The 24531-nt window shown below is 70.9% G+C and carries 24 protein-coding genes; 17 read left to right on the top strand and 7 right to left on the bottom strand.

Annotated elements, in window-relative coordinates; genetic code table 11:
* Window positions 1-153 precede the first annotated feature (153 nt).
* The 6 genes from ACIBL4_RS16260 to thpD all read left to right on the top strand — a co-directional run bounded on the left by ACIBL4_RS16260 (window position 154) and on the right by thpD (window position 5786).
* Window positions 154-1254, top strand: coding sequence for a pyridoxal-phosphate-dependent aminotransferase family protein (locus ACIBL4_RS16260; RefSeq protein ID WP_399410415.1), 1101 nt, complete (start codon window positions 154-156; stop codon window positions 1252-1254).
* A 450-nt stretch (window positions 1255-1704) separates the two neighbouring features.
* The gene (locus ACIBL4_RS16255; RefSeq protein ID WP_399410413.1) at window positions 1705-2259 is read left to right on the top strand and encodes a DinB family protein; all 555 of its coding nucleotides are present in this window, start codon (window positions 1705-1707) and stop codon (window positions 2257-2259) included.
* Window positions 2260-2597: 338 nt separating this feature from the next.
* Window positions 2598-3104 carry a diaminobutyrate acetyltransferase gene (gene ectA / locus ACIBL4_RS16250; RefSeq protein ID WP_399410411.1) on the top strand — a complete coding sequence of 169 codons (507 nt, stop codon included), beginning with the start codon at window positions 2598-2600 and terminating at the stop codon, window positions 3102-3104.
* Window positions 3105-3153: 49 nt separating this feature from the next.
* On the top strand, window positions 3154-4425 hold the full coding sequence (gene ectB / locus ACIBL4_RS16245; protein ID WP_399410409.1) for a diaminobutyrate--2-oxoglutarate transaminase: 1272 nt from the start codon (window positions 3154-3156) through the stop codon (window positions 4423-4425).
* Window positions 4426-4468: 43 nt separating this feature from the next.
* Complete coding sequence (locus ACIBL4_RS16240; RefSeq protein WP_059422332.1) at window positions 4469-4867, top strand: ectoine synthase; 399 nt, start codon at window positions 4469-4471, stop codon at window positions 4865-4867.
* 7 nt (window positions 4868-4874) lie between these two features.
* The gene (thpD, locus tag ACIBL4_RS16235; RefSeq protein WP_399410406.1) at window positions 4875-5786 is read left to right on the top strand and encodes an ectoine hydroxylase; all 912 of its coding nucleotides are present in this window, start codon (window positions 4875-4877) and stop codon (window positions 5784-5786) included.
* Window positions 5787-5857: 71 nt separating this feature from the next.
* Here the strand turns inward: thpD and ACIBL4_RS16230 are convergent, their stop codons facing one another.
* The 5 genes from ACIBL4_RS16230 to ACIBL4_RS16210 all read right to left on the bottom strand — a co-directional run bounded on the left by ACIBL4_RS16230 (window position 5858) and on the right by ACIBL4_RS16210 (window position 10507).
* Window positions 5858-6910, bottom strand: a complete 1053-nt coding sequence (locus ACIBL4_RS16230; RefSeq protein WP_399410404.1) for an aminotransferase class V-fold PLP-dependent enzyme — start codon at window positions 6908-6910, stop codon at window positions 5858-5860.
* Between the two features lie 95 nt (window positions 6911-7005).
* The gene (locus ACIBL4_RS16225; RefSeq protein WP_399410402.1) at window positions 7006-7719 is read right to left on the bottom strand and encodes a DsbA family oxidoreductase; all 714 of its coding nucleotides are present in this window, start codon (window positions 7717-7719) and stop codon (window positions 7006-7008) included.
* 76 nt (window positions 7720-7795) lie between these two features.
* Entirely contained in the window at window positions 7796-8260 is a 465-nt protein-coding gene (locus ACIBL4_RS16220; protein WP_399410400.1) for a GNAT family N-acetyltransferase, read from the bottom strand.
* Between the two features lie 9 nt (window positions 8261-8269).
* A complete protein-coding gene (locus ACIBL4_RS16215; protein WP_399410398.1) occupies window positions 8270-8878 on the bottom strand; it encodes a DUF1349 domain-containing protein in 609 nt (202 codons plus the stop codon).
* A 99-nt stretch (window positions 8879-8977) separates the two neighbouring features.
* Entirely contained in the window at window positions 8978-10507 is a 1530-nt protein-coding gene (locus tag ACIBL4_RS16210) for an aldehyde dehydrogenase (NADP(+)) (protein WP_399410396.1), read from the bottom strand.
* A gap of 132 nt (window positions 10508-10639) precedes the next feature.
* Between ACIBL4_RS16210 and ACIBL4_RS16205 the strand changes: the two genes are divergently transcribed.
* From ACIBL4_RS16205 to ACIBL4_RS16180, 6 genes are all read left to right on the top strand, one after another.
* A complete protein-coding gene (locus ACIBL4_RS16205) occupies window positions 10640-11413 on the top strand; it encodes an IclR family transcriptional regulator (protein ID WP_010037854.1) in 774 nt (257 codons plus the stop codon).
* A gap of 3 nt (window positions 11414-11416) precedes the next feature.
* A complete protein-coding gene (locus ACIBL4_RS16200; protein ID WP_399410394.1) occupies window positions 11417-11887 on the top strand; it encodes a GNAT family N-acetyltransferase in 471 nt (156 codons plus the stop codon).
* Between the two features lie 80 nt (window positions 11888-11967).
* Window positions 11968-12963 (top strand): hypothetical protein, encoded by a 996-nt coding sequence (locus ACIBL4_RS16195; RefSeq protein WP_399410392.1) that lies wholly within the window; start codon window positions 11968-11970, stop codon window positions 12961-12963.
* Window positions 12960-14249 carry a sensor histidine kinase gene (locus ACIBL4_RS16190; protein WP_399410390.1) on the top strand — a complete coding sequence of 430 codons (1290 nt, stop codon included), beginning with the start codon at window positions 12960-12962 and terminating at the stop codon, window positions 14247-14249. Before ACIBL4_RS16195 ends, ACIBL4_RS16190 begins: the two co-directional genes overlap by 4 nt.
* Window positions 14246-14908, top strand: a complete 663-nt coding sequence (locus tag ACIBL4_RS16185) for a response regulator (RefSeq protein WP_399410388.1) — start codon at window positions 14246-14248, stop codon at window positions 14906-14908. Before ACIBL4_RS16190 ends, ACIBL4_RS16185 begins: the two co-directional genes overlap by 4 nt.
* 55 nt (window positions 14909-14963) lie before the next feature.
* Window positions 14964-16421 (top strand): peptidoglycan D,D-transpeptidase FtsI family protein, encoded by a 1458-nt coding sequence (locus ACIBL4_RS16180; RefSeq protein ID WP_399410600.1) that lies wholly within the window; start codon window positions 14964-14966, stop codon window positions 16419-16421.
* Between the two features lie 73 nt (window positions 16422-16494).
* Here ACIBL4_RS16180 and ACIBL4_RS16175 read toward each other — a convergent pair whose 3' ends face one another.
* Complete coding sequence (locus ACIBL4_RS16175; protein WP_399410386.1) at window positions 16495-17952, bottom strand: NCS2 family permease; 1458 nt, start codon at window positions 17950-17952, stop codon at window positions 16495-16497.
* 269 nt (window positions 17953-18221) lie between these two features.
* Between ACIBL4_RS16175 and ACIBL4_RS16170 the strand changes: the two genes are divergently transcribed.
* The 5 genes from ACIBL4_RS16170 to ACIBL4_RS16150 all read left to right on the top strand — a co-directional run bounded on the left by ACIBL4_RS16170 (window position 18222) and on the right by ACIBL4_RS16150 (window position 23273).
* A complete protein-coding gene (locus ACIBL4_RS16170; protein ID WP_399410384.1) occupies window positions 18222-18827 on the top strand; it encodes a SigE family RNA polymerase sigma factor in 606 nt (201 codons plus the stop codon).
* Complete coding sequence (locus tag ACIBL4_RS16165) at window positions 18824-19672, top strand: hypothetical protein (RefSeq protein WP_399410382.1); 849 nt, start codon at window positions 18824-18826, stop codon at window positions 19670-19672. Before ACIBL4_RS16170 ends, ACIBL4_RS16165 begins: the two co-directional genes overlap by 4 nt.
* Window positions 19673-19756: 84 nt before the next feature.
* Complete coding sequence (locus ACIBL4_RS16160) at window positions 19757-20590, top strand: pectate lyase (RefSeq protein WP_399410380.1); 834 nt, start codon at window positions 19757-19759, stop codon at window positions 20588-20590.
* Window positions 20591-20936: 346 nt separating this feature from the next.
* Complete coding sequence (locus ACIBL4_RS16155; protein ID WP_399410378.1) at window positions 20937-22316, top strand: prolyl oligopeptidase family serine peptidase; 1380 nt, start codon at window positions 20937-20939, stop codon at window positions 22314-22316.
* Between the two features lie 93 nt (window positions 22317-22409).
* Complete coding sequence (locus ACIBL4_RS16150) at window positions 22410-23273, top strand: triacylglycerol lipase (protein WP_399410376.1); 864 nt, start codon at window positions 22410-22412, stop codon at window positions 23271-23273.
* 19 nt (window positions 23274-23292) lie between these two features.
* Here ACIBL4_RS16150 and ACIBL4_RS16145 read toward each other — a convergent pair whose 3' ends face one another.
* Window positions 23293-24447: a right-handed parallel beta-helix repeat-containing protein gene (locus ACIBL4_RS16145; RefSeq protein ID WP_399410374.1), complete on the bottom strand. Its 1155-nt coding sequence runs from the start codon at window positions 24445-24447 to the stop codon at window positions 23293-23295.
* Between the last annotated feature and the right edge of the window lie 84 nt (window positions 24448-24531).

Raw genomic sequence — 24531 nt, 5'->3', positions numbered from 1 at the left:
CGATGGCTGCGGGGGGCGTCGGGCCTGCGAAGTCACCGGTTGTAGGGGGCTGGGGCTCGGTCGTAGCGGGCTGGGGCGCGGCGGTTACGCTCGTTCCCGTTGTTCCCGCGAGTAGTCCCGCGAGTTGTCCCCGCACGTGAAGAGAGTGCCACCGTGACGCATCCGTTTCTGGACCTGACCCCGCTCGGTGCGGACCGTTTCGCCGCGATCGAGGACCGTGTGGCACGGCTGCTGCGCACCGAGCAGGACGTCGTGATCATGCAGGGCGAGGCACTGCTGCCGCTGGAGGGCGCGATCCGCGCCGCGGCCGGTCCGGGCACGACGGCCCTGAACGTGATCACGGGCCCGTACGGGCGGACCTTCGGCGACTGGCTGCGCGATTGCGGGGCGACGGTGGTCGACTTGGCGGTGCCCTTCCACACGGCGGTCACGGCCGAGCAGGTCCGGCAGGCTTTCGCCGAGCACCCGGAGATCGACTTCGTGTCGCTGGTGCACGCGGAGGCGGCGACCGGCAACACCAATCCGGTCGCGGAGATCGGCGCGGTGGTGCGGGAGCACGGGGCCCTGTTCTATCTGGACGCGGTGGCGTCGATCGGTGCCGAGCCGGTGCTGCCGGACGCGTGGGACGTGGACCTGTGCGTGATCGGGGCGCAGAAGGCGATGGGCGGGCCGGCCGGGGTGTCGGCGGTGTCGGTGAGCGAGCGGGCCTGGGCCCGGATGGCGGCGAACCCGCGGGCGCCGCGCCGGTCGTACCTGTCGCTGCTCGACTGGAAGGAGCGGTGGATCGACGGCGGCCGCAAGGCGCTGCTGCACGCTCCTGCGCAGCTGGAGATGCTGGCGCTGGAGGCGTGCGTGGAGCGGATCGAGACGATCGGGCTGGAGGCGGTGATGGCCCGGCACGCCTCCTCGGCGGCGGCCACGCGGGCCGGGGCGGTGGCGCTCGGCGGCGGGCTGGAGCCGTACGTGTACGAGGCCCGGGACGCGGCGCCGGTCGCGACGACGCTCCGGGCGCCGTCCGGGGTGGTGGCGTCGGAGCTGGTGGCCAGGGCGCTCCAGGCGGATCCGGCGGCGCCGCTCGCCGCCGGCGGGGGTGCGCTGGCCAAGGAGATGATCCGGGTCAACCACTACGGGGCGGACGCGACGCCGGGCACCGTGCGGGCGAGCCTGGCGGCACTGGGCGCGGCACTCTCCGAGGCGGGCCTGTCGGTGGACGTGGCGGGGGCACTGCGGGCGGCCGAGGAGGCGTGGCGGTAGCAGGGGTTCACGGCCGGGCGGCGGCCCGGGCCAGCCGCCGGGCGGGAACCGGGGTCCGAGGCCGGGCGGTGGCCCGGGCCAGCCGCCGGGCGGGAACCGGGGTCCGAGGCCGGGCGGTGGCCCGGGCCAGCCGCCGGGCGGGAGCCGGGGGCCAAGGCCGGGCGGCAGCCCGGGGCCGCCGCCGTGCGAGAGCCAGGGTCCACCGCCGGGCGGCAGCCAGAGGCGAAGCCGGGCGAGAGCCAGAGGCCGAAGCCGGGCGAGAGCCAGAGGCCGAAGCCGGGCAGGAGCCGGGGCCGCCGCCGGGCGAGAGCCAGGGTCCACCGCCAGCAGGAGCCGGGGCCCAAGGCCGGGCAGGAGCCAGAGCCCGCCGCCGGGCGGCAGCCAGAGCCCGCCGCCGGGCCGCAGCCCGGGTCCGCCGTCGTTGTCAGTCGTCCGTGCCATGCTCGCCGCATGACCACCAACAGCCCTGCCGACAACACCCCCGCCGACGCCCCCATCACCCTTCCCGACGGCCGTCCCGTCCCGCATCTCACCGGTGACGAGCGGGCCATGCTGGAGAGCTGGCTGGACTTCCACCGGGCCACGCTGGAGCTGAAGTGCGCCGGGCTGGACGACGCGCAGGTGCGGACGGCGTCGGCCGAGCCGTCCACGCTGACGCTGCTCGGGCTGGTGCAGCATCTCGCCGAGGTCGAGCGGAACTGGTTCCAGCGGGTGGCCGCCGGCCTCGACGTGCCACCGGTGTACGAGGACGGCACCGGCTACACGCTGGACCCGGGGCGGGGGCTCGACGAGGCGCTCGGGATCTGGCGGCGGGAGATCGCACGGGGGCGGGAGCTGTGCGCGGGGCTGCCGCTGGACCACATCGGGCGGGTCGCCGAGGGCCCGGTGCCCGGGATGGCGGTCAGCATGCGCTGGGTCCTGATCCACATGATCGAGGAGTACGCCCGGCACAACGGTCACGCCGATCTCCTGCGGGAACGTATCGACGGAGTGACCGGGGCTTGAATTAAACGTGTTTCCGAGACGACCCGCATGTAAGCTGGCACACAATTAGGAATTCCTTCAAGAACAGCTTCCCGTATTCTTCTGCCCGCTTTCTCCAATCCTAAACCCAAAGATTTTGAGGACACCTGGAGAAGGAATTCGGACAGATCTCGTGGTGATTACACGGCTGTGACGCGTTACACACCGTGACCACTATGCCCGGTATTACCCGGACAATATTGGGCATACCGCTGCCCTTTTACGCGGAGCCTCGCGCTCGCGCGATAACACAGGACCGGCTCATACGTAACCCCTCCCGGCGATGCAATTTCGAATTTCGCTGGGTAAGTTCAATTCGCATGACTGCCGTACAAGCAGATCCGCAAATCGACCGCCCCACGGTGGCTGACGGAGCCGCACTGTGGCGGATGGCGAAGGACTCGAAGGTTCTCGACCTGAACTCGTCCTACAGCTATCTGCTGTGGTGCCGCGACTTCGCGGCCACGTCGGCCGTAGCGCGTGACGAGCACGGCGAGCCGATGGGTTTCATCACCGGGTACGTGCGGCCGGACAGCCCGCACACCCTGCTGGTCTGGCAGGTGGCGGTGGACGAGGCGCACCGCGGGCGCGGGCTGGCCGCCACGCTGCTCGACGGTCTGGTCGCCCGGACCGCCACGGAACGCGGGGTGACGACGGTGGAGACCACCATCACCCCGGGCAACACCGCCTCGGAGCGCCTGTTCACGTCATTCGCCGAGCGGCACGGCGCCCGGCTGGAGCGCGAGGTGCTGTTCGACACGGCCGTGTTCCCCGACGGGCCGCACGACCCAGAGGTCCTGTACCGCATCGGCCCGCTGTCCCACTGACTTCCCCCGACTCCCCAGACTTCCCCCACGCACCGAGGAGCGATTCGTCGTGACCATCACCCAGCCCGACCTGAGCGTCTTCGAGACCGTCGAGTCCGAGGTACGCAGCTACTGCCGCGGCTGGCCCACCGTCTTCGACCGTGCGGTGGGCAGCCGCATGTACGACGAGGACGGCCATGAGTACCTCGACTTCTTCGCCGGAGCCGGGTCACTGAACTACGGGCACAACAACCCCGTCCTGAAACGCGCCCTGATCGACTACCTGGAGCGCGACGGCGTCACGCACGGGCTCGACATGTCGACCACCGCCAAGCGCACGTTCCTGGAGGCCTTCCAGAACCTGCTGCTGCGGCCGCGCGACCTGCCGTACAAGGTCATGTTCCCGGGCCCGACCGGCACCAACGCCGTGGAGGCCGCGCTGAAGCTGGCGCGGAAGGTGAAGGGGCGCGAGTCGATCGTGTCCTTCACCAACGCCTTCCACGGCATGTCGCTCGGCTCGCTGGCCGTGACCGGCAACGCGTTCAAGCGGGCCGGCGCCGGCATCCCGCTGGTGCACGGCACGCCCATGCCGTTCGACAACTACTTCGACGGCACCGTCGAGGACTTCCTGTGGTTCGAGCGGCTGCTGGAGGACCAGGGCTCCGGCCTGAACAAGCCGGCCGCCGTGATCGTCGAGACCGTGCAGGGCGAGGGCGGCATCAACGTGGCCCGGGCCGAGTGGCTGCGCGCCCTGTCCGAGCTGTGCGAGCGGCAGGACATGCTGCTGATCGTCGACGACATCCAGATGGGCTGCGGCCGTACCGGCGCCTTCTTCTCCTTCGAGGAGGCGGGCATCACGCCGGACATCGTCACCGTCTCGAAGTCGATCAGCGGCTACGGCCTGCCCATGTCGCTCTGCCTGTTCAAGCCGGAGCTCGACATATGGGAGCCCGGTGAGCACAACGGCACCTTCCGCGGCAACAACCCCGCCTTCGTCACGGCGACCGCGGCCCTGGAGGCGTACTGGGCCGACGGCTCCGCGATGGAGAAGCAGACCCGCAAGCGCGGCGAGCAGGTCGAGCAGGCCATGATCTCCATCACCGAGGAGAACCTGGCCGACGTCAAGGAGTACCGGGGCCGCGGCCTGGTGTGGGGCCTGGAGTTCCACGACAAGGACCGTGCGGGCAAGGTCGCCAAGCGGGCCTTCGAGCTCGGCCTGCTCATCGAGACGTCCGGGCCGGAGAGCGAGGTCGTGAAACTGCTCCCCGCCCTGACCATCACGCCCGAGGAACTGGACGAGGGTCTGTCGACGCTGGCCCGCGCCGTCCGTGAGACCGCCTGATCGAGCAACCGGCACCACCCCAATTAGGAGGCATCGCAGCACCGTGATTGTCCGTTCGTTCAAGGAGATCGAAGGTACCGACCGGCACGTGAAGTCGGCGTCCGGCACGTGGGAGAGCAAACGCATCGTCCTCGCCAAGGAGAAGGTCGGCTTCTCCCTGCACGAGACGATCCTGTACGCGGGTACGGAGACGTCGATGTGGTATGCCAACCACATCGAGGCCGTCGTCTGCGTGGAGGGCGAGGCCGAGCTGACCGACCGCGAGACCGGGAAGTCGTACACCATCACGCCCGGCACGATGTACCTCCTGGACGGGCACGAGAAGCACACGCTGCGGATCAAGAAGGACTTCCGCTGCCTCTGCGTCTTCAATCCGCCCGTGACCGGACGGGAGGACCACGACGAGAACGGCGTCTACCCGCTGCTCACCGAGGAGGTGTGACGTTTCCATGACCGCCATCACCGACACCACCACCACCGGTATCCCCGACCTGTATCCCAGTCGGGGCGCCACCGAGGTGCTCACCCCGCGCCAGGACCCGGTCGTCTGGGGCGCCCCCGACGCGCCCGGTCCGGTCGCGCCGGCCGATCTGCTCTCCTTCGAGCGTGACGGCTTCCTCGCCATCGACGAGCTGATCACCGACGACGAGGTCGCCGTCTACCGGAACGAGCTGAACCGGCTGGTGAACGACCCGGACATCCGTGCCGACGAGCGGTCGATCGTCGAGCCGAAGTCCAAGGAGATCCGCTCGGTCTTCGAGGTGCACAAGATCAGCGAGGTGTTCGCCAAGCTGGTGCGGGACGAGCGGGTCGTCGGCCGTGCGCGGCAGATCCTCGGCTCGGACGTCTACGTCCACCAGTCGCGGATCAACGTCAAGCCGGGCTTCGGGGCCAGTGGTTTCTACTGGCACTCCGACTTCGAGACGTGGCACGCCGAGGACGGTCTGCCGCGGATGCGCACGGTGTCGGTCTCGATCGCGCTGACCGAGAACTACGACACCAACGGCGGACTCATGATCATGCCGGGGTCGCACAAGACGTTCCTCGGGTGCGCGGGGGCCACGCCGAAGGACAACTACAAGAAGTCGCTGCAGATGCAGGACGCGGGCACGCCGTCGGACGAGGCGCTGACCCTGCTGGCCTCGCAGCACGGCATCAAGTTGTTCACGGGCAAGGCCGGTTCGGCGACGTGGTTCGACTGCAACTGCATGCACGGTTCCGGCGACAACATCACGCCGTTCCCGCGCAGCAACGTGTTCATCGTGTTCAACAGCGTGGAGAACACTGCGGTGGAACCGTTCGCGGCGCCGGTGCGGCGGCCGGAGTTCATCGGCGCTCGGGACTTCACGCCGGTGAAGTGACCGTGTGACGAAGCTGCCGGGTGGGGCCTCCTCGTGTGGGACGGGAGGCCCCACCCGGTTTTTTCATGCCTTCATGCCTTCAGGACGTCCAGGAGCCGGTCGACGTCCGCCGCCGTGTTGTAGAGGTGGAACGCGGCTCGCAGATTCCCCGCCCGGTCGGACACCTCGATGCCCGCCCGGCTCAGCTCGCCCTGCCGGTGGCCGAGCCCCGGCACGGACACGATCGCCGAGCCCGGCGCGGGCACCGGCGCGTGCCCCAGCTCGGCGAGCCCGACGCGGAAGCGGTCCGCGAGGGCGACGTCGTGGGCGTGCACGACGTCGACGCCGATGTCCTCCAGCAGCTCCAGGGAGGCGCGCAGCCCGGCGTAACTGAAGAGCGACGGGCTGATGTCGAAGCGCCGTGCGGAGTGGGCGAGTTCCTCGACGGGGCCGTAGCAGCTGTCCCAGGGCTTCTCACCGGCGACCCAGCCGGCGAGCAGCGGCGTGAGCCCGCCGAAGTCCCGCGGGGCGACGAAGAACGCGGCCCCGTGCGGTCCCAGGAGCCACTTGAAGCCGACGGCGGCGAGGAAGTCGTCCGCGTCGGCCTCCATCGGCAGCCAGCCGGCCGACTGGGAGGCGTCGACGTAGGTGCGGGCCCCGTGCGCCCGGGCCGCCTCGCGCACGGCCTGCAGGTCGGCGAGCCGGCCGTCGGCGGACTGGACGGTGCTGACCGCGACGAGCGCGGTGCCGGGGCGGACGGACTCGGCGAGCCGCTCCAGGGGCACGGCGCGCACCTTGAGGTCGCCGCGCGCGTGGAACGGGTTCACCAGGGAGGCGAAGTCGGCCTCCGCGGTGAGGACTTCGGCGCCCTCGGGCAGTGAGGCGGCGATCAGCCCGCCGTACTCGGCGACCGAGGCGCCGGTGGCGACCCGCTCGGCCGGCACGCCGGCCAGCCGGGCGAAGGAAGCGCGAGCGGCCTCGACGTCCTCGTACAGGGGACCCAGGGGCGTGCCCTCCGCGCGCATCCGCACCGCCTGCTGTACGGCGGTGACGGTCCGGGCGGGCAGGAGCCCGTTGCTCGCGGTGTTGAGGTAGGTGTGCTTCGGGGCGAACTCGGCACGGACGAGGTTCTCGAAGGTCTCCATGGAACCACTCTGCGTCCCCTGGATCTCCCCGTCCATTGCCGATTTCTGCGTGATGCCGCTAAGGAGCGCTTATGGATATGCCCCGACCTGCGTTTTCAGCGCTGGGGCACCGCACAGCCGTCCGGCCCGCAGGCGTCCGCGTCACCGCTGTCGACGATCGTCAGGGACGAGCGCTCGCCGTACGCCTGGGCCAGGGCCCGGGCGAAGACCTCCGCGGGCTGGGCACCGGAGACGCCGTACGTGCGGTCGAGCACGAAGAACGGCACACCACTCGCGCCCAGCTGCGCGGCCTCGCGCTCGTCGGCGCGGACGTCGTCGGCGTAGGCGCCGGGATCGGCGAGCACCGCGCGGACGGCCTGCGCCTCCAGCCCGGCGGCCACGGCGAGCTCCACCAGCCGCTCGTCGTCGTTGAACACGGAGCGCTCCTCGGCGAAGTTCGCCCGGTACAGCAGGTCGAGCAGCGTCTCCTGGCGCCCCTGCTCCTTGGCGAAGTGCAGCAGGCGGTGCATGTCGAAGGTGCTGCCGTGGTCGCGGCCCCGGGTGCGGTAGTCCAGGCCCTCGGCGGCGGCCTGCGCGCCGAGGTTGTCTTCACCGGCCTCGGCCTGGGCCTCGCTCATGCCGTACTTCCTGGTGAGCATCGTGATCACGGGCTGGATGTCGTCCTTGGCGCGGCCCGGGTCCAGCTCGAAGGAGCGGTGCACCACCTGGACGTCGTCGCGGTGGGGGAACTCCCGCAGCGCCTTCTCGAAGCGGGCTTTGCCCACGTAGCACCAGGGGCAGGCGATGTCGCTCCAGATCTCGACGCGCATGTCTTCGGCTCTCTCCAGCTCGTCCGGGGTGCGGAGGCTCCCTCCGCCGAGTTGGTGAACATTCAAACAGCTGGGTTCATTCCGCGGTTAGGGGGAGCCTCATCGTCAGGTGGTGATCCCCCGGCTCGGCAGGTTCCGGCGCCCACCCGTGCCGCCGGTAGAACCGCTGCGCCCGCCGGTTGTCGACGTGCACCTCGAGAACGGCCGTGTGCTTGCCGCCGGATGTCCATGACTCGACGCAGGCCGTGTGCAGGGCGCTGCCGACGCCGCGGCCCCAGCGGTCCGGGTCGACGTGGAACTGGAACAGCTTCACCGTGTCCGCCGGGACGCCCTCGGGAGTGCGGAAGGAGGCCAGGCCGACGATGCGTCCCGCCTCTTCGACGCACAGCACCCGGCCGTCCGGTCGTGCGAGGGCGCTTCGCCAGGCGGCGAGCCAGTCGGTGCCGTCCTGCGGCAGCCCGTCGGGGTAGTAGGTCGCCCGGGATCGCGCGTGCAGTGCGACGATGTCCTCCACCTCTGCGGGCAGGACGGTACGGATCATCACCACGCCTCAGCTCCCGTCGCGCAGGTCGTTCGGCCAGTGGGGCCTGAACTCGATGTGGTCGTACGTCACCACGCAGCCCTCCCCCATCGGCGACTGGGTCATGAAGCCGATCAGGGCCGCGCCCGTCTCCTTCTCGTCGCCGAGGGTGAAGAGGCGGACGAAGGTCCAGCGCTCACCGTCGCGGGAGGCGTGGAAGGCGAAGGCGCGGCCGGTGCGGCTCACCCGGAGCCAGACGGAACTGCCGTCGACGGTGAAGGAGTTGGCGTCGTCGGAGTGCCCCCGGGTGACCACCGTGCAGACGGTGGGCACGTCCGGGGAGTACTCCAGACAGAGCTTGGCCCAGGCGCGCTCGCCGACATGGACGTAGAGCACCCCGGCGTCGAACGCGGCACCGAACCCGACCGTGACCCGCGCGATCAGCTGAAAGTCCCCTTCGGGCGCCCCCAGCAGCCGCGGCGCGTCGGAAGCGGGGTCCAGCCCTTCCCCCGTGGGCGGCACAAACCGATCCTGCCGCGCCCCGGCCCACCCGGTGAGCACCCCGTCCTCATAGGACCAGTGGGCCTCGGGCCCGTATGTGCGCAGAGCGAAAGGAAGTTCGGGAAGTTCCAGATCCATCCAACTCAGTCTTCCAGGTCCGACCTCCAGGGGCGCGGGGAACTGCGCGATCAACCCCAACGAACCGCCACCCCCGCAACTCACCGCACCCCTACGGCGCTACCGCTCCAAACGCCCGTTGAACCGCCGAGGCAGCCCCAACGGATTCTCATCCCGCAGCTCGGCCGGAAGCAGCGCCTCCGGAGCGTTCTGGTAGACAACCGGCCGCAACCACCGCTCGATCGCCGTACCGCCCACCGACGTGGACGTAGACGTCGTCGCCGGGTACGGCCCCCCGTGATGCTGAGCCGGCGCGACGGCGACCCCCGTCGGCCACCCGTTCACCAGCACACGCCCGGCCAGCGGCGTCAGCTCCTGCAGAAGCTCCGCGCCCCGGCCCTGCCCCGCGGCCTCCTCCTCGGACAGCTGCACCGTCGCCGTGAGGTTGCCCGGCAGCCGCGACAGCACGGCCTTCACCTCGTCCTCGTCCTCGTAGCGGGCCACCACGGTGACCGGCCCGAAGCACTCCTCCAGGAGCAGGTCGTGCTCACCCTCCTGCGCCAGCCTGCTCGCCGGCACCGTGAGGAAGCCCGCGCTGACGGTGTGCTCGCCGCCCGCCCCCGGGGTGACCGGGGAGTCGACGTCAGGCAGCTCGGCCCGCTCGGCGACACCGGCGACGAAGTTGTCGCGCATGCGGTGGTCGAGCAGGACCCCGGCGTCGGTGTCGCTGACGGCGTCGGTCAGCGACTTCAGCAGGGCGTCACCGGCGGCGCCGGACGGCGCGAGGACGAGGCCCGGCTTCACGCAGAACTGGCCGACACCCAGCGTCATCGAACCGGCGAGGCCCGAGCCGATCGCCTCGGCCCGCTCGGCGGCGGCGGCCTCGGTGACGACGACCGGGTTCAGCGAGCCCAGCTCGCCGTGGAACGGGATCGGCACGGGACGCGCGGCGGCCGCGTCGAACAGCGCACGCCCGCCCCGCACGGAACCGGTGAAGCCGGCCGCGGCGACCAGCGGGTGCTTGATCAGCTCGACACCCGCCTCGAAGCCGTGCACCAGCCCGAGGACACCCTCGGGGATGTCGTGCCGGGCGGCGGCGCGGCGCAGCACCTTCGCGACGTACTCGGACAGGGCCGGATGGTCCGGGTGGGCCTTCACGACGACGGGGCAGCCGGCCGCGAGGGCGCTCGCCGTGTCGCCGCCGGCGACGGAGAAGGCGAAGGGGAAGTTCGAGGCCGAGTAGACGGCGACGACGCCCAGGGGCACCTTGTAGCGGCGCAGGTCCGGGATGGGCGGGGTCGCGGTGTCGTCGGGGTGGTTGATGACGACGTCGAGGAAGGCGCCCTCGTCGACGATGTCGGCGAAGGCCCGCAGCTGGTAGCAGGTGCGGGCGAGCTCGCCGGTCAGCCGGACCGGGCCGAGCGCGGTCTCGGCGTCGGCGGTCTCGACGAGACCGTCCTTGGCCGCCTCAAGCTCCTCGGCGGCGCTGCGCAGGAAGGCCGCGCGGACGGTACGGTCGGCGAGCGAGCCACGCGCCTCGTGCGCGGCGCGGACGGCGGCGTCCACCTCCTGGGCTGTGGCCTCCACCGCAACCTGTTCACGCTGCTTCCCGGTTCGGGGGTCGACACTCCAGACTGGTGCTGCTGCCACCGCGGGTCCCTCCACACATGTAATGCCGCAGTACTGGGTCATCCACCAGGGACGTTCGATATACTGAACGCTGTCTCTGATGATGAATATGCTGTGGAGACTATTTCCCGTCGAACGAAGGGGTCAAGGGCGATGTCGGCTGGCGAGACGGGCGGCGGGGCGCAGGTCAAGTCCGCGGTACGAACGGTTGAACTGCTCGAATACTTCGCCGGGCGTCCCGGTATGCACTCGCTCGCGGCGGTCCAGGAGGCCGTCGGATACCCCAAGTCCAGTCTCTACATGCTGCTGCGCACGCTCGTCGAGCTGGGCTGGGTGGAGACGGACGCGACGGGCACGCGGTACGGCATCGGGGTGCGGGCCCTGCTGGTCGGCACGTCGTACATCGACGGCGACGAGGTCGTGGCGGCGGCCCGCCCGACGCTGGACCGGCTCTCGGACGACACGACCGAGACGATCCACCTGGCCCGCCTCGACGGCACGAACGTCGTCTACCTCGCCACCCGCCAGTCGCAGCACTACCTGCGTCCCTTCACCCGGGTCGGCCGCCGCCTGCCCGCGCACTCCACGTCCCTCGGCAAGGCGCTGCTGAGCACCTACTCCGACGAGCAGGTCCGCAAGATGCTCCCGGAGACGCTGCCCGCGCTGACCGAGAACACGATCACCGACCGCGAGAAGCTCATCGAGGAGCTGCACCAGGTCCGGGAGCAGGGCTTCGCCGTGGACCGCGAGGAGAACACGCTGGGGCTGCGCTGCTTCGGCGTGGCGATCCCGTACCGCACGCCGGCGCGGGACGCGATCAGCTGCTCGGTTCCGGTGGCGCGGCTCACGCCGGCGCACGAACAGCTGGTGAAGGACGCACTGTTCGACGCGCGGGACCGGCTGACACTGGCCACCCGTAGGCTCTGAGGCATGAACGTCGAGCTGCGCCAGGTCCACGACAGCGATCTGCCGGTCTTCTTCCGGCAGATGAACGACCCGGAGGCGCTCCGTATGGCGGCCTTCGTTCCCAAGGACCCGGCCGACCGGGACGCCTTCGACGCCCACTGGGCCAAGATCCGGTCCTCGTTCGACGTGGTGCGGACCGTCCTGGCCGACGGGGACGTGGTCGGCAGCGCGGCGGTGTACGGCGTGGCGGGCGAACGTGAGGTGACGTACTGGGTCGACCGCGCGTACTGGGGGAAGGGCATCGCCACGGCGGCCCTGCGGGCGCTGCTGACGGAGGTGCCCGAGCGCCCCTTGTACGCACGGGCGGCGTCGGACAACGCGGGCTCGCTGCGCGTGCTGGAGAAGTGCGGGTTCCGTGCGGTCGCCTCGGCCCGGGGGTACGCGCAGGCCCGGGGCGCCGAGATCGACGAGACCGTGCTGATCCTGGAGGACTGAGCCGCCCTCCCCCGTCCGGCGGAGACGGATCGTCATCGCGCAGGAGGTGGCGGGAGCCTGTCCGGCGCGAGCCTGATCGCATGCCTCAGTCGATCGCTTCCCGCCCCGCCGTTGGCCTCAGCCGCCCCCGGCGACTCCTGCGTGCCGTCGCCGTCCTCTCCTGCGTGCCCTACCTCGGGCTCAAGGCCGCGTGGATCGCCGGGAGCCACATCGGCATCCCGGAGGGGAGCGGGCTGCTCGACGACCGGGTGGGCATGGCCGTGATCAACAGTCTCTCCGTGCTGCTGGACAGCGCGGTGATCGTGCTGGCGCTGGTGCTGACCCGGCCGTGGGGGCTGCGGGTGCCCGCGTGGCTCCTGGCCTTGCCCGTCTGGGTGGCCACCGGGCTGCTCGCGCCGATCATGGCCGGGTTCCCGGCGCAGCTGGTCGTGAGGGCGTTCGGCGGAGGGAGCGCGGAGTCTCCGGGCCAGGAGGCCTTCCTGGAGGAGTGGGTGTTCACCGTGGTCTACACGGGGTTCATCCTCCAAGGGCTCGCGCTGGGCGCCCTGTTCATGCTCTACGCCCGCGACCGCTGGGGGCACCTGTGGCGCGGGCGGGTGTGGGAGCTGCCCGTGGGGGTCGCGGGGCCGGCCCACCGCGCCCTGGCCGTCGCGGCCGGTGTGCTCGCCCTGCTGCCGCTCGTCCTCCACGTGTTGTGGGCCTGCGGCGGCACCGCCGGGCTCAGCGAGGGCCGGGCGGCGGACCGGGGCGCGGACGTCCACGTCCTGGAAGCGGTGTTCGTCGTGTTCCTCCTCGCGGCCGTCGCCGGCGGCTTCCTGCTGGCCTTCCGGCGGGGCCGGGCGCTGCCCGTGGCCGTGCCGCTCGGTCTGGCCTGGGTCGGCTCGGGCGCCGTGGCCTGCTGGGGCGGTTGGCTGTCGCTCGCCTCCCTCGGCGGCGCCGAGGACATCGCCGACCGTCCGACGCCGCTGATGAGCCTCGCCTACGCTGGTCAGATGCTCGTCGGCTTCCTCGTCGCCGCCATCGGCGTCTACTTCTTCGCGGAGCGCTCGGCCAGGGCCGCGCGGCGGGCGGCGTGAGACGGGCCGCCCGGTCGCTGTTCGGCCGGCGGGCCCGGCTGCGCTGGGTGCATCTCATCCTCGGCGGCGCGCTCGCCATGCCGTACGTCCTGGTCGGGTCGGTGATCATCGGTCCGGCCACCGGCGGCGCGGACGTCTTCGCGTCCTTTCCGCTCCAGCTCGCCTCCTTCGGCGTGGGCCTGCCGCTCGCCGCCGTGACGTCCCTGTTCCCGCTGACCCGGCCGCTGGAGGCCGCCGCCGTGCGCTGGCTGTGCGGTGTCGACACGGACCGGCTCGCCTTCGGGCCGGCGCGGACGCGGGGCGAGAAGGGACGTACGGCGGGCTGGTTCACGCTGCATCTCGGGCTCGGCGGGATCATCGCCGGGATGTCGCTGGCCGTGCCGCCGTTCGCCGTCGTGCTGATCGCGCTGCCGGTCGCCGCGGGACTGGGCGGCACCCGGCTCGGGCTTCCCGAAGTCCTCGACCACGCCTGGACGTTGGCGCTCGCGCCGGTCGCGGGCGCGGCGATGCTCGTCGCCCTGGCGGGGTGCGCGGCCGGCGGCGGCGCGCTGCTGGCCCGCTGGGCGCCGACGCTGCTCGGCCCGTCTCCCGAGGGGCGGCTCGCGGCCGCCGAGGCGCGCGCCGCCGACCTGGCCGTACGCAACCGGCTGGCGCGGGAGCTGCACGACTCCGTCGGCCACGCGCTCAGCGCGGTCGGTCTCCAGGCGAGCGCGGCGCGCCGCGTCCTGGACTCCGACCCGGAGTTCGTCCGCGAGGCCCTCGCCGCGATCGAGGACACGACCCGGCGCACCGTCGGCGAACTCGACGCCGTGCTGGGCGTGCTGCGCGAGGGCGACGCCCCAGGCACGGCCCCCGCGCCGACGCTCGCGGCCGACCTCGACGGGCTGCTGCGTCGCACCCGGGCGGGCGGACAGCGCGTGACGGCCACGGTCCGCACCGATCTGGAGGCGCTGCCCGCGCTGCTGTCCCGGGAGGCCTACCGGATCGTGCAGGAGGGGCTGAGCAACGCCCTCAGGCACGCGGGCGACCGGGTCGCCGTGGACGTGCGGATCGCGGTGACGGGCGGAGCGCTGGAGATCACCGTGGAGAATCCGGTGACCGGCCCCGCCACCGTCACCGGTCCCGCGTCCTCCCGCCCCGGCGGCGGCCACGGGCTGCGCGGCATCGCGGACCGGGTCAGGCTGCTGGGCGGGACCATGACGGCGGGACCGGCCGCCGGTTCGTCCGGACCGGCCGGGAAGAGCTGGCGGTTGCACGTACGTCTGCCGATGAAAGGACCCGTATGACCCGCCCCGCCCCCATCCGTGTCGTCCTCGCCGACGACGAGCGCATGGTCCGCACCGCGCTGCGTGCCATCCTCTCCGCCGAGCCGGACCTGGAGGTGGTGGGTGAGGCGGCCACCGGCGCGGAGGCGGTGTCGGTCGTCCGGGACCTGCGGCCGGACGTCGTCCTCATGGACGTCCGCATGCCGGAGGTCGACGGCATCCGCGCCACCGAGCAGATCCTCGCCACCCTGGGCGAGCCGCCCCGGATCATCGTCGTGACGACCTTCGAGAACGACTCCTACGTCTACGAGGCGCTGCGCGCCGGAGCCGCCGGGTTCCTGCTGAAGCGGGCGGACGCCGACGCGCTGGTGCAGGCGGTCCGGCTGGTGGCGCGCAGTGACAGCCTGCTGTTCCCGGCGGCCGTCCGCACGCTCGCGACGGAGCACGCACGCGCGCACCCGGCGCCGCCGCAGTGGGTGGCGAAGCTCACCGGACGCGAGCGGGAGGTGCTGCGGCACATGGCGCAGGGGCTGACCAACGCGGAGATCGCCCGCCGCATGGAGGTCGGCCCCGCCACGGTGAAGTCACACGTGGCGGCGGTACTGGCCAAGACGGGCACCCGGGACCGCACGCAGGCGGTCATCGCGGCGTACGAGGCACGGTTTCTGAACGCCGGATGAGAAAACGGGACGGGTGGGAACGATCCGCCCCACCTGGCTCGTCTTCCAGTTCGGGATGAACAAGACGATCAGGCGCGCGTCGGTCTTCACGCTGCTGCTGGTGTTCGCTCTGCTGGTCAGGGCGACCTGGGTGCAGTTCTACGAGGGCCAGGCGCTCGCAGACGACAAGGACAACCGGCGGAACGCGATTCTGACGTACTCGGCGCCGCTCGGGAACATCATCGTGGGCGGCCGGTCGGTCACCGGCTCGGCGCCGACGAAGGGCAGCGACCTCAAGTACAAGCGCACGTACACGGACGGCGAGTTGTACGCGGCGGTGACGGGCTTCGCCTCGCAGGCGTACGCGCCGACCCAGCTGGAGGGCATCTACACCGACCTCCTGAACGGCACGGACAGCCGTCTGAAGTCCGTGATGGACACCCTCACCAACCAGCGGGCCGATCCGGGCAACGTGGTGACGACGATCGACCCGGACGTGCAGAAGGCGGCGTACGACGCGCTCGGCGACAAGAAGGGCGGGGCCGTCGCCATCGACCCGAAGACCGGGAAGATACTCGCGGTCGTGTCGACGCCCTCGTACGACCCCTCGTCGCTGACCGACGCCAACACGGCGGGGGTGGCCTGGAAGAAGCTCACGACCGACCCGGAGAAGCCGATGGTCAACCGGGCGCTGCGGCAGCCGCTGCCGCCGGGTTCGACGTTCAAGCTGGTCGTGGCGGCGGCGGCGCTGGAGGACGGGCTGTACTCGTCGGTGGACGAGAGGACGGCCAGCCCCGACCCGTACACGCTGCCGGGCACGACCAGGGACCTGTCGAACGAGAACCCGAACGCGCCCTGCACGAACGCCACGATCCGTACGGCGCTGGAGTACTCGTGCAACAACGTCTTCGCGAAGATGGCCGTCCAGCTGGGTCAGGACAAGGTGAAGGCGATGGCCGAGAAGTTCGGCTTCAACGACGACAAGCTGGATGTGCCGGTGAGGGCCTACACGAGCGTGTACCCCTCGGACATGTACCCGTCGCAGACGGCTCTGACGGGCATCGGCCAGTTCGACGTCACGGCGACGCCCCTGCAGATGGCCATGGTGTCGGCGGCCATAGCCAACGGCGGCAAGCTGGTCTCGCCGCATATGGTTTCGCAGATCACCGACAGCGGCGGTGATGTGTTGCAGGACTACGACGACGACGCGGGCTCGAAGGAGATCGTCTCCTCCTCGACGGCCGAGCAGTTGCAGTCGGCGATGCAGACGGTCGTGGAGAAGGGCACGGGCACGAACGCCCAGGTCCCGGGCGCGACGGTCGGCGGCAAGACGGGTACGGCGCAGCACGGCGAGAACAACAGCCAGGTGCCGTACGCCTGGTTCACCTCGTACGGGAAGTCCGACTCGTCGGGCAAGGAGGTCGCCGTGGCGGTCGTCGTCGAGCAGTCGAACGCGGCCCGCTCGGAGGTCAGCGGCAACGGCCTGGCGGCGCCGGTCGCGAAGGCGATGATGGAAGCGGCGCTCAAGGACTGAACCTCAGCTGCCGACAATCCGTCTGTAGAGACGAGAAGGGCCGCCCCCCTCCCCCCGGGGGCGGCCCTTCTTGCTACTTGGCGCCCAGGAGCTGCTCGATCGGGTCGATCGCGAAGTACACGAGGAACAGCGCCGAGGTCCCCCACAGCAGCCAGTGGACCTCCTTGGCCTTGCCGAGCACGGTCTTGATGACGACGTAGGCGAGGAAGCCGGCGCCGATGCCGTTGGTGATGGAGTAGGTGAACGGCATCACGGCGATGGTGAGGAACGCGGGGATGGCGATGTCGTAGCGGTCCCAGTCGATGTGCTTGACCTGGGTCATCATCAGGAAGCCGACGGCGACCAGGGCGGGGGCGGCCGCCTGGAGCGGGACGATGGTGAGCAGCGGGGTCAGGAACAGCGCGAGGCCGAACAGGCCGCCGGTGACGAGGTTGGAGAAGCCGGTGCGCGAGCCCTCGCCGACACCGGCGGCGGACTCGATGTAGGAGGTCGCCGAGGAGGCCGAGGCCGCGCCGCCCGCGACGGCCGCGGCGCCGTCGATCAGCAGCACCCGGCCGAGGTTCGGGACCTTGCCCTCCTCGTCGAGCAGGCCCGCCTCGGCGCTGATGCCGACGACCGTGCCCATGGTGTCGAAGAAGTCGGACAGGATCAGCGTGAAGACCAGCAGGACGACGGTGATGACGCCGACGCCGGGGGCGCTGAAGGCGCCGAACAGGTCGAAGTGGCCGATGAGTCCGAAGTCGGGGGCGTCGACGAGCTGGTCGGGCCAAGAGGGCGTGGTCAGGCCCCAGGTCTTGATGTCGGCTATGGAGTTGATCACTATGGCCAGCGCCGTCATGGTGACGATGCTGATCAGGATGGCGCCCTTGACCTTGCGGGCGAGCAGGCCGATCGTCAGCAGAACGCCGAGGCAGAAGACGAGAATCGGCCAGCCGGTGAGCGTTCCCGTGCCGCCCAGCTGAACCGGCACGGTGGTGTTCGCGGCGTCCGGGATGCGGCTGACGAACCCGGCGTCGACGAAGCCGATGAAGGCGATGAACAGGCCGATGCCGACGCTGATCGCCTGCTTGAGGGGCTGGGGTATGGCGTGCATGACGGCCTCGCGCAGACCGGTCACCACCAGCACGCAGATCAGCAGGCCTTCGAGGACGATCAGGCCCATCGCGTCGTCCCAGCTCATCAGCGGGGCGATCTGGAAGGCGACCACGGCGTTCAGGCCGAGTCCGGCGGCGAGGGCGAGGGGCAGATTGCCGCCCACGCCCATGATGATCGTCATGACGGCGGCCACCAGGGCGGTGGCGGTGGTGAGCTGGACGGCGTCCAGCTGGTGCCCGAACTTGTCCTTCGCGCTGCCCAGGATGATGGGATTCAGGACAAGGATGTAGGCCATCGTGAAGAACGTGGCGAAGCCGCCGCGTATCTCGCGGCCGAAGGTGGATCCCCGATCGGAGATTTTGAAGAACCGGTCGACGCTGTTCACCGCCGGTGGTGCGGCGTCGGGCCGGTCGGCCACCTTCTGCGTTTCGGACATGGCGAGTGCTCCTCGGTGCCTGGGTGATCGGTGTGCGGATGCTGGCTGGATTGTTCCCGCGTTGAACCACGTTCAGGTTTTCTTCGTGTTACGGAATCAGAGTCCGGCCGGCCATACGCTGTTCGAAGCTCCGTACGAACCGTCCTGAGAACGCTGCTACGCTTCCCGATCTCGTCCGGACCTCCCCCGGATGATCACATGTCATCTACATGACACTCACCGGCACCCCAGCCCGGAGTGCCCGAAGCCGCTGCGAGGAGAGGTCGCCCGTGGGCACAGTCGTCGACGACGCCGCCTCCGTGGAGTTCCACGCCTTCTTCGAGCGTCACTACGCCGAACTGTCCCGCCTGGCCCATCTGCTGACGGGCGAGTCGGACACCGCCGACGATCTGGCGGCGGACGCGTTGCTGGCGCTGTGGCACCGCTGGGACCGGGTGCGCGCGGCCGACCATCCGGCGGCGTACGCGCGCGGTGTGGTCGCCAACCTGGCCCGCACCCGGATCCGCAGCGCCGTGCGCGAGCGGCGGCGCATCGCCCTGTTCTGGTCGCAGCGCGAGGAGAACACCGAGAACCCGGACATCGCGGGCGTCGTCGACGTCCAGGAGGCGCTGCGCAGACTGCCGTTCCGCAAGCGGGCCTGTGTGGTGCTGCGGCACGCCTTCGACCTCTCGGAGAAGGACACCGCGCTCGCCCTCGGCGTCTCGGTGGGTACGGTGAAGAGCCAGACCTCCAAGGGAATGGCCGAACTCCAGCGTTTGCTGGGCACACAGGGAGTGCCGCAGCGGATGCACGCGGCGGTGGGCGCTCCCCGCTGCTCGCCGGTCGTGGAAAGCTTGCGGGCGCGCACCGGTGAGGGCGGAGGAAGGGACCGATGACCATGCGGCGGGACGTGCACGAGGAGCTGCGCGCCCGGCTGCACGAGGCGGCCGGGACGCACCAGCCCGACAGGGAACAGATCCTGGCCCGGGTAGAGCGCGGCATGGCCGGTCCGGCCGGCTCCGGCCACCGGGCGACGCGTCCGCCGGTGTTCGGGTGGATGCGGGTGGCCGGTGCGACGGCCGCGGTGGCGGGTGTGCTGGCCGTGGGCGGTTACGCGGTCGCGTCCGCGGTGAAGGAGGAGACCACCGCCCCGCAGCAGCAGGACGTGGCGACCTCCCCGACGCCCACGCCGTCGCCCGAGGCGACGAGCCGGGCCCCCGCGCCGCCGGTGGATCCCACGCCGTCGGCCCCGCCGGAGCGCCGCGAGTCCGCTCCGCCGCCCTCGCGGACGCCGAGCACCTCCGTCACCGGGCGCCCGCCGGCCGCCACCGAGGACGGGCCGCTGTGGTCGGACGGCTCGGTCGACCCGCACAGCAACGACTTCTGGGCGCAGAGCAACGTCACGATCAAGACCCGCGAGGAACTGACCGCGTTGACCGTGCGGTTGAGCGTCGCGCAGACCGGCGGGGTCTCCGACGCGGGCGCCTGGCGGTCGCTGCCCGAGCAGGACTTCACGCTCACGGTCGGCGAGCAGGACGGCTTCCTCGTCTACACCTGGACACTGAAGGAGGGCCGCAAGGTCCCGGCGGGCGAGTGGGTGTTCGCGGGCCAGTTCGACCACGAGCGCGGCGGCCGTGACGCCGGCGCCGACCGCTACGCGGTGACAGGCGCCGCCGGCGCGCAGCGGCTGTCCGTGGGCGGCGGTTTCGCGGCCGTGGACGACGCCGACGACGACTCGTGAAAAATTCCTGAAGACGCGGCAACCCTTTCCTCGCGGGTGGCGACCACCAGACGCAAGATTCACCCCCCAATGAGGAATCGGTACATGACTGCACCAGCAGAACAGCGCGTCCGCCACCGCCGCCGGGTCACCAAGCGACGGGCGGTGACCGCCGGGTTAGCCGCCTTCGGCATCACGGGAGCGGCGGTCGTCACCACGTCGCTGCTGTCCACCGCGGGCGCCGCGACCTCCTGGCCGACGGACAAGGGCAAGACGCCCGTGTCGGAGACCATCGCGGTCTCCGGTGTCCGCGACGGCGGGATGAAGATGTTCTACGGCACCGGCGCGCTCGGCGGTGACAGCCAGGACGAGGGCCAGGACCCCATCTTCGAACTGGCGGACGGCGCGGTCCTCAAGAACGTCATCATCGGCACCCCGGCCGCTGACGGCGTGCACTGCAAGGGCAGCTGCACGCTGCAGAACGTGTGGTGGACGGATGTCGGCGAGGACGCGGCCAGCTTCAAGGGCAAGTCGTCGTCGGCCGTGTACAAGGTGATCGGCGGTGGCGCGAAGAACGCCGACGACAAGGTGCTGCAGTTCAACGGCGCCGGGACGCTGAACGTGTCGGGCTTCCAGGTGCAGAACGCCGGGAAGTTGGTGCGCTCCTGCGGCAACTGCAAGACGCAGTACAAGCGCACGGTCGTGCTGAACGACATCGACGTGACGGCGCCGATGAACTCGATCGTCGGCGTGAACGCCAACTACGGCGACACGGCCACGCTGTCGAAGATCCGCATCCACGGCGACAGCAAGAAGAAGATCAAGACGTGTGTGCGCTTCGAGGGCAACAACACGGGCAAGGAGCCCAAGGAGCTGACCCCGCCCGGCCCGGACGGCAAGACCTGCAAGTTCAAGGCCTCGGACATCAGCTACCAGTGATGCCGCAGCACGTGTGAACTCCGGCCGGCCCTGATCCCCCCTTGGGCCGGCCGGATGCCGGGTGTCCGGGCCCCCAGCCGGACGTTCCGGCACCCCGGCCCTCCGGAGCCCCCCTCCGGACGGCCGGACAGCCCTGGCCGAGCCCCCCTCGGCCGGTCGGCAGGACGCCCCCGCCGGTGCGAACCGGCGGGGGCGTCGTCGTGCCTTCAGGGCGCGCCCCTCGCATTGATGCGCGTATCGCATGGACAGATCTCGGTTTGATGCTGGACAGCGATCCGGCAGTGCTCCGAAACTCTCGCGTAATACCTCGGCCCGCCCCCCAGCACCATGACCGAGACGAGGACCCATGAGATCGATCCCCAGACGTACGGTGCTCGCCGTCACCGCGGGTGCGGTCGCGGCACCGGCAGTGAGCACGTCGGCCACGGCAGCCCCGTCCGACGGACGGCAAGCGGCCTCCGGACCCGGTCCGGTCCTGCGGACGGACCTCCTGACGCAGGTGACGCCGAGGAACAACTGGCTGGTGACGGCGGTCGCCCTCCAGTACGCGCACCGCATCGACTTACGCGGCGGGACGGTCCCGCCCACCGCCTTCCAGGTGCAGGCCACCGTGGGCGGACGGACAGCGGCCCGTACGGTGACCCGGGTCTACTCCAACACCTCCGCCGAAGTGGACGACCGCTCCCGCCCGGGACGACCGGGGGACCGCCTGATCGTCGAGCTCGATCCGAAGGACGCCAACGCGAGAGCGGTCGGCACCACCGATCCCCTTCCGCTGGACCGCGCCTACTCCGTCAGACAGGTGGCGGACGTGCGCAGCCCGGAGGGTGAAACGGTCCTGCAGGCCGGTCCGTTCGCGCACCGCAACGACGACGTCATCACGCCCGTGGCCGACGACTTCACCGCCGGCTCCTTCACCGACTCCGCAGGCTTCGAACTGGACTTCCGGCTGTACCAGCCCGCGGGATTCCGACGGAACCCGCGGACCCGCACCCGGTACCCGCTCGTCGTCACCCTGCACGGCGGTGGCGAGGTCGCGGACAACAACATGACCCAGCTCACCTCCAACCAGATCGCGGTCACGTTCGCCAAGCCGGAACGACAGCGACGCAACCCCGCGTTCGTCCTCTCTCCGCAGATTCCCCTGCCGCGTCCCATGGACGGACCCGACGGCACGGACTGGACCGACGCGAAGGTGCAGGGCGCGCTGATCGAACTCATCGACACCTTCGTGCGGGAGCACTCGGGCCACGTCGACACCGGCCGGCTGTATCTGGTCGGCCTGTCCTCGGGCGGTCGCGGCATCTACAGCCTGCTGGCCAAACGGCCCGACGTGTTCGCGGCCGCCCTGCCCACGGCCGGCTGGGGCGACGCTGCCGCCATGGAAAGGATCACGCACATCCCGATCTGGGCCGACCACTCGGTCGACGACCCGGTCGTCCCCTACCGGGAGGGCCGGTTCGGCAACCCCGGCACCTGGACCCTGATGAACGCACTGGAGACCGCAGGTGCGCGGGTCACCCGCGGGGAGTGGGCCAACGACCTGCCGAAGACAGAGTTCGAGGCCCGGTCACGGGCCCTCCTGCGGCAGGCCCGTGACGCGCGCAGCCATGTGCTGTTCACGAGCTACACGGCCGGAACGACACCGGTGAGCCCGCATCTGTCGTGGGCCCAGACGTACGAGAACGACGTGGTCATCGACTGGCTCTTCGCTCAGTCCCGCTAGCCGGCCGCTCTCATCGCATCCGGAGGTAGAGCAATGCGTTCCCGCAGTCGTTCCACCGGCACCAGCGCGCCGTTACACACCCGGTCCCGTCCCATGAGGGCGCTGGTCGCATGGGCAACCACCATCGGCTTGGCGCTGACCCTGCTGACGGCCACGGCCGCGCCGGCGACCGCCGCCGGCATCCCGTCCCCGACGACCGCCTCCCTGGAGGCCGCCGACGGGCCGCTGGCCACCGCCACCTACACCGTTCCCCGCCCGAGCGGGTACGGCTCGGGCACGGTCACGTATCCCTCGGCCAGGGGCTCGTACCCGGGCGTCGTGCTGATGCCGGGCTACCAGGGCACCCAGGAGAACCTGCGGTGGCTGGCACCCCGTCTCGCTTCCTGGGGCTTCGTCGTCATCAACGTCGGAACGAACACACTCACCGACGATCCCGAATCGCGCGGCCGGCAGATCAGGGCCGCGGGCACCCAGTTGCTCGCGCTCGGCAAGGCCCCCCGCACCCCGCTGTCGGGGAAGCTCAACGGCACCCTGGGCGCGGCCGGTCACTCGATGGGCGGCGGTGGCGTCATGGCGGCCCTCCGGGACGACCCCCGCTTCCGGGCGGGCGTGCCGACTGCCCCGTACCACCCGAACGGGAACTTCTCCTCTGTCACCGAACCCACCTTCTTCCTGACCTGTCAGAGCGACCCCGTCGCCCACGGCGACACCTTCGCGGTGCCCTGGTACAACTCCATGTCCCGGGCCGAGAAGCTCTACATCGAGGTACCGGGCGACCATCTGTGCCCGATGACGGGCTACGGCGACAAGACTAGGCAGGGCAAGTGGATCGTGTCGTTCTTCAGCCTGTGGCTGCGTGCCGACACCCGCTTCGGCCCGTTCCTGTGCGGTCCGGCTCGTGACGCCGACAAGAACGACACCTCCCTGGTCACCCGCTGGCTGGATACCTGCCGGTGACCAGCCGGAGAGACACGCGCTAGTCCATCGCCGACCCGATGGCCGTGGAGCCGGTCGTCAGGAACGTCGTCGCGGGGAGGGAGCCGTCCGCCCCGCGCGCGGCGTACGCGCTGTTCGCGTCCGTCGACTTCAAGGGCGGGGTGGCGACGCCGCTGTCCCAGCTGTTGCCGGCGGAGACGGCCGCGGAGCCCAGCTTCGCGGGGCCGCCCTTGTCGCTCACGGCGAGGTTCCTGCCGAGACGGGCCTTGCCTGTGGCGAAGGAGAAGCCGTTGTGGGCGTTGGCGTACGCGGTGTTGCGGTTCACGGCGATGGCGCCGGTGTTGGAGTTCTCGGTGAAGCCGTGCAGCGTGTTGTCCCAGGCGGCGTTGTTGTTGACGACATGGGCGACCGACGCTCCCCCGCCGCCCAGTTCGAAGCCGTTGCCGTTGCCCTCGAAGGCCGGGCCGCTCCAGCGCTTCTCGCCGTTGCCGAAGGCCCAGGAGTGCTCGATGGTGACCGGTGAGGAGAACTGCCACAGGTCGAGGCCGTCGTCGGAGTTGTCGTACAGCCGGGCGCCGGTGATCCTGTTGCCCGTGCCGGAGCCGAACTTGACGGCGATGCCGTCGGCGTTCTGGCCATGGCCGGTCGCGTCGTAGTTGCCGTGGCTGTCCAGGTTCTGCACGAGGTTGCCGGTGGTGCCGTCGCCACGCAGGGTGAAGCCGGAGTCGCCGTTGTCCGCGGTGACGAGGTTCCTGAAGACACCGCCGGCCGAGGAGGTGGCGACGAAGCCCTGGGCCGGGGAGTTGACGAAGGCGAGGTTCTCCACGGTCCAGTGGTCGCCGTGGATGCCGGCCAGCCAGGAGCCGTCGGGCAGCTTCGACCCGTCGATCCGGACCTTCTCGGCCTCGTACGCCCGCAGCGTGATGCGGGCGGAACTCGTGCCGTTCGCCGTGGACTTGAGGGTCGCGGCCGGATGGTAGGTGCCGCCGCGGACCTGGATGACCGTACCGGCGGTGGCGTTCTTCACGGCCGCTTCGAGCTGGGCCGTGGTGGAGACGGTGACCGTCGACGAGGCGGCCCGCGCGCCGCCGCCCGAGAGCCCGAGACAGACGCCGCCCGCCCCCGAGGCGCAGACCACCGCGGCGGCGATGGCGAGCGTGCGGGTCCTGCGGTGGCGTCCGGGGCTGAGCAGCACGGAGCGTTCCTTTCCTAGGCGACGGGGACGGAAACGGTCCGCGAGGGGCCCGCTCCGGACCGTTTCCGAGCAGCAGTCGCCGCT

The sequence above is a fragment of the Streptomyces sp. NPDC050416 genome (assembly GCF_044458845.1).
GTDB lineage: Bacteria > Actinomycetota > Actinomycetes > Streptomycetales > Streptomycetaceae > Streptomyces.
This window is presented reverse-complemented; position numbering and strand designations above follow the sequence as displayed.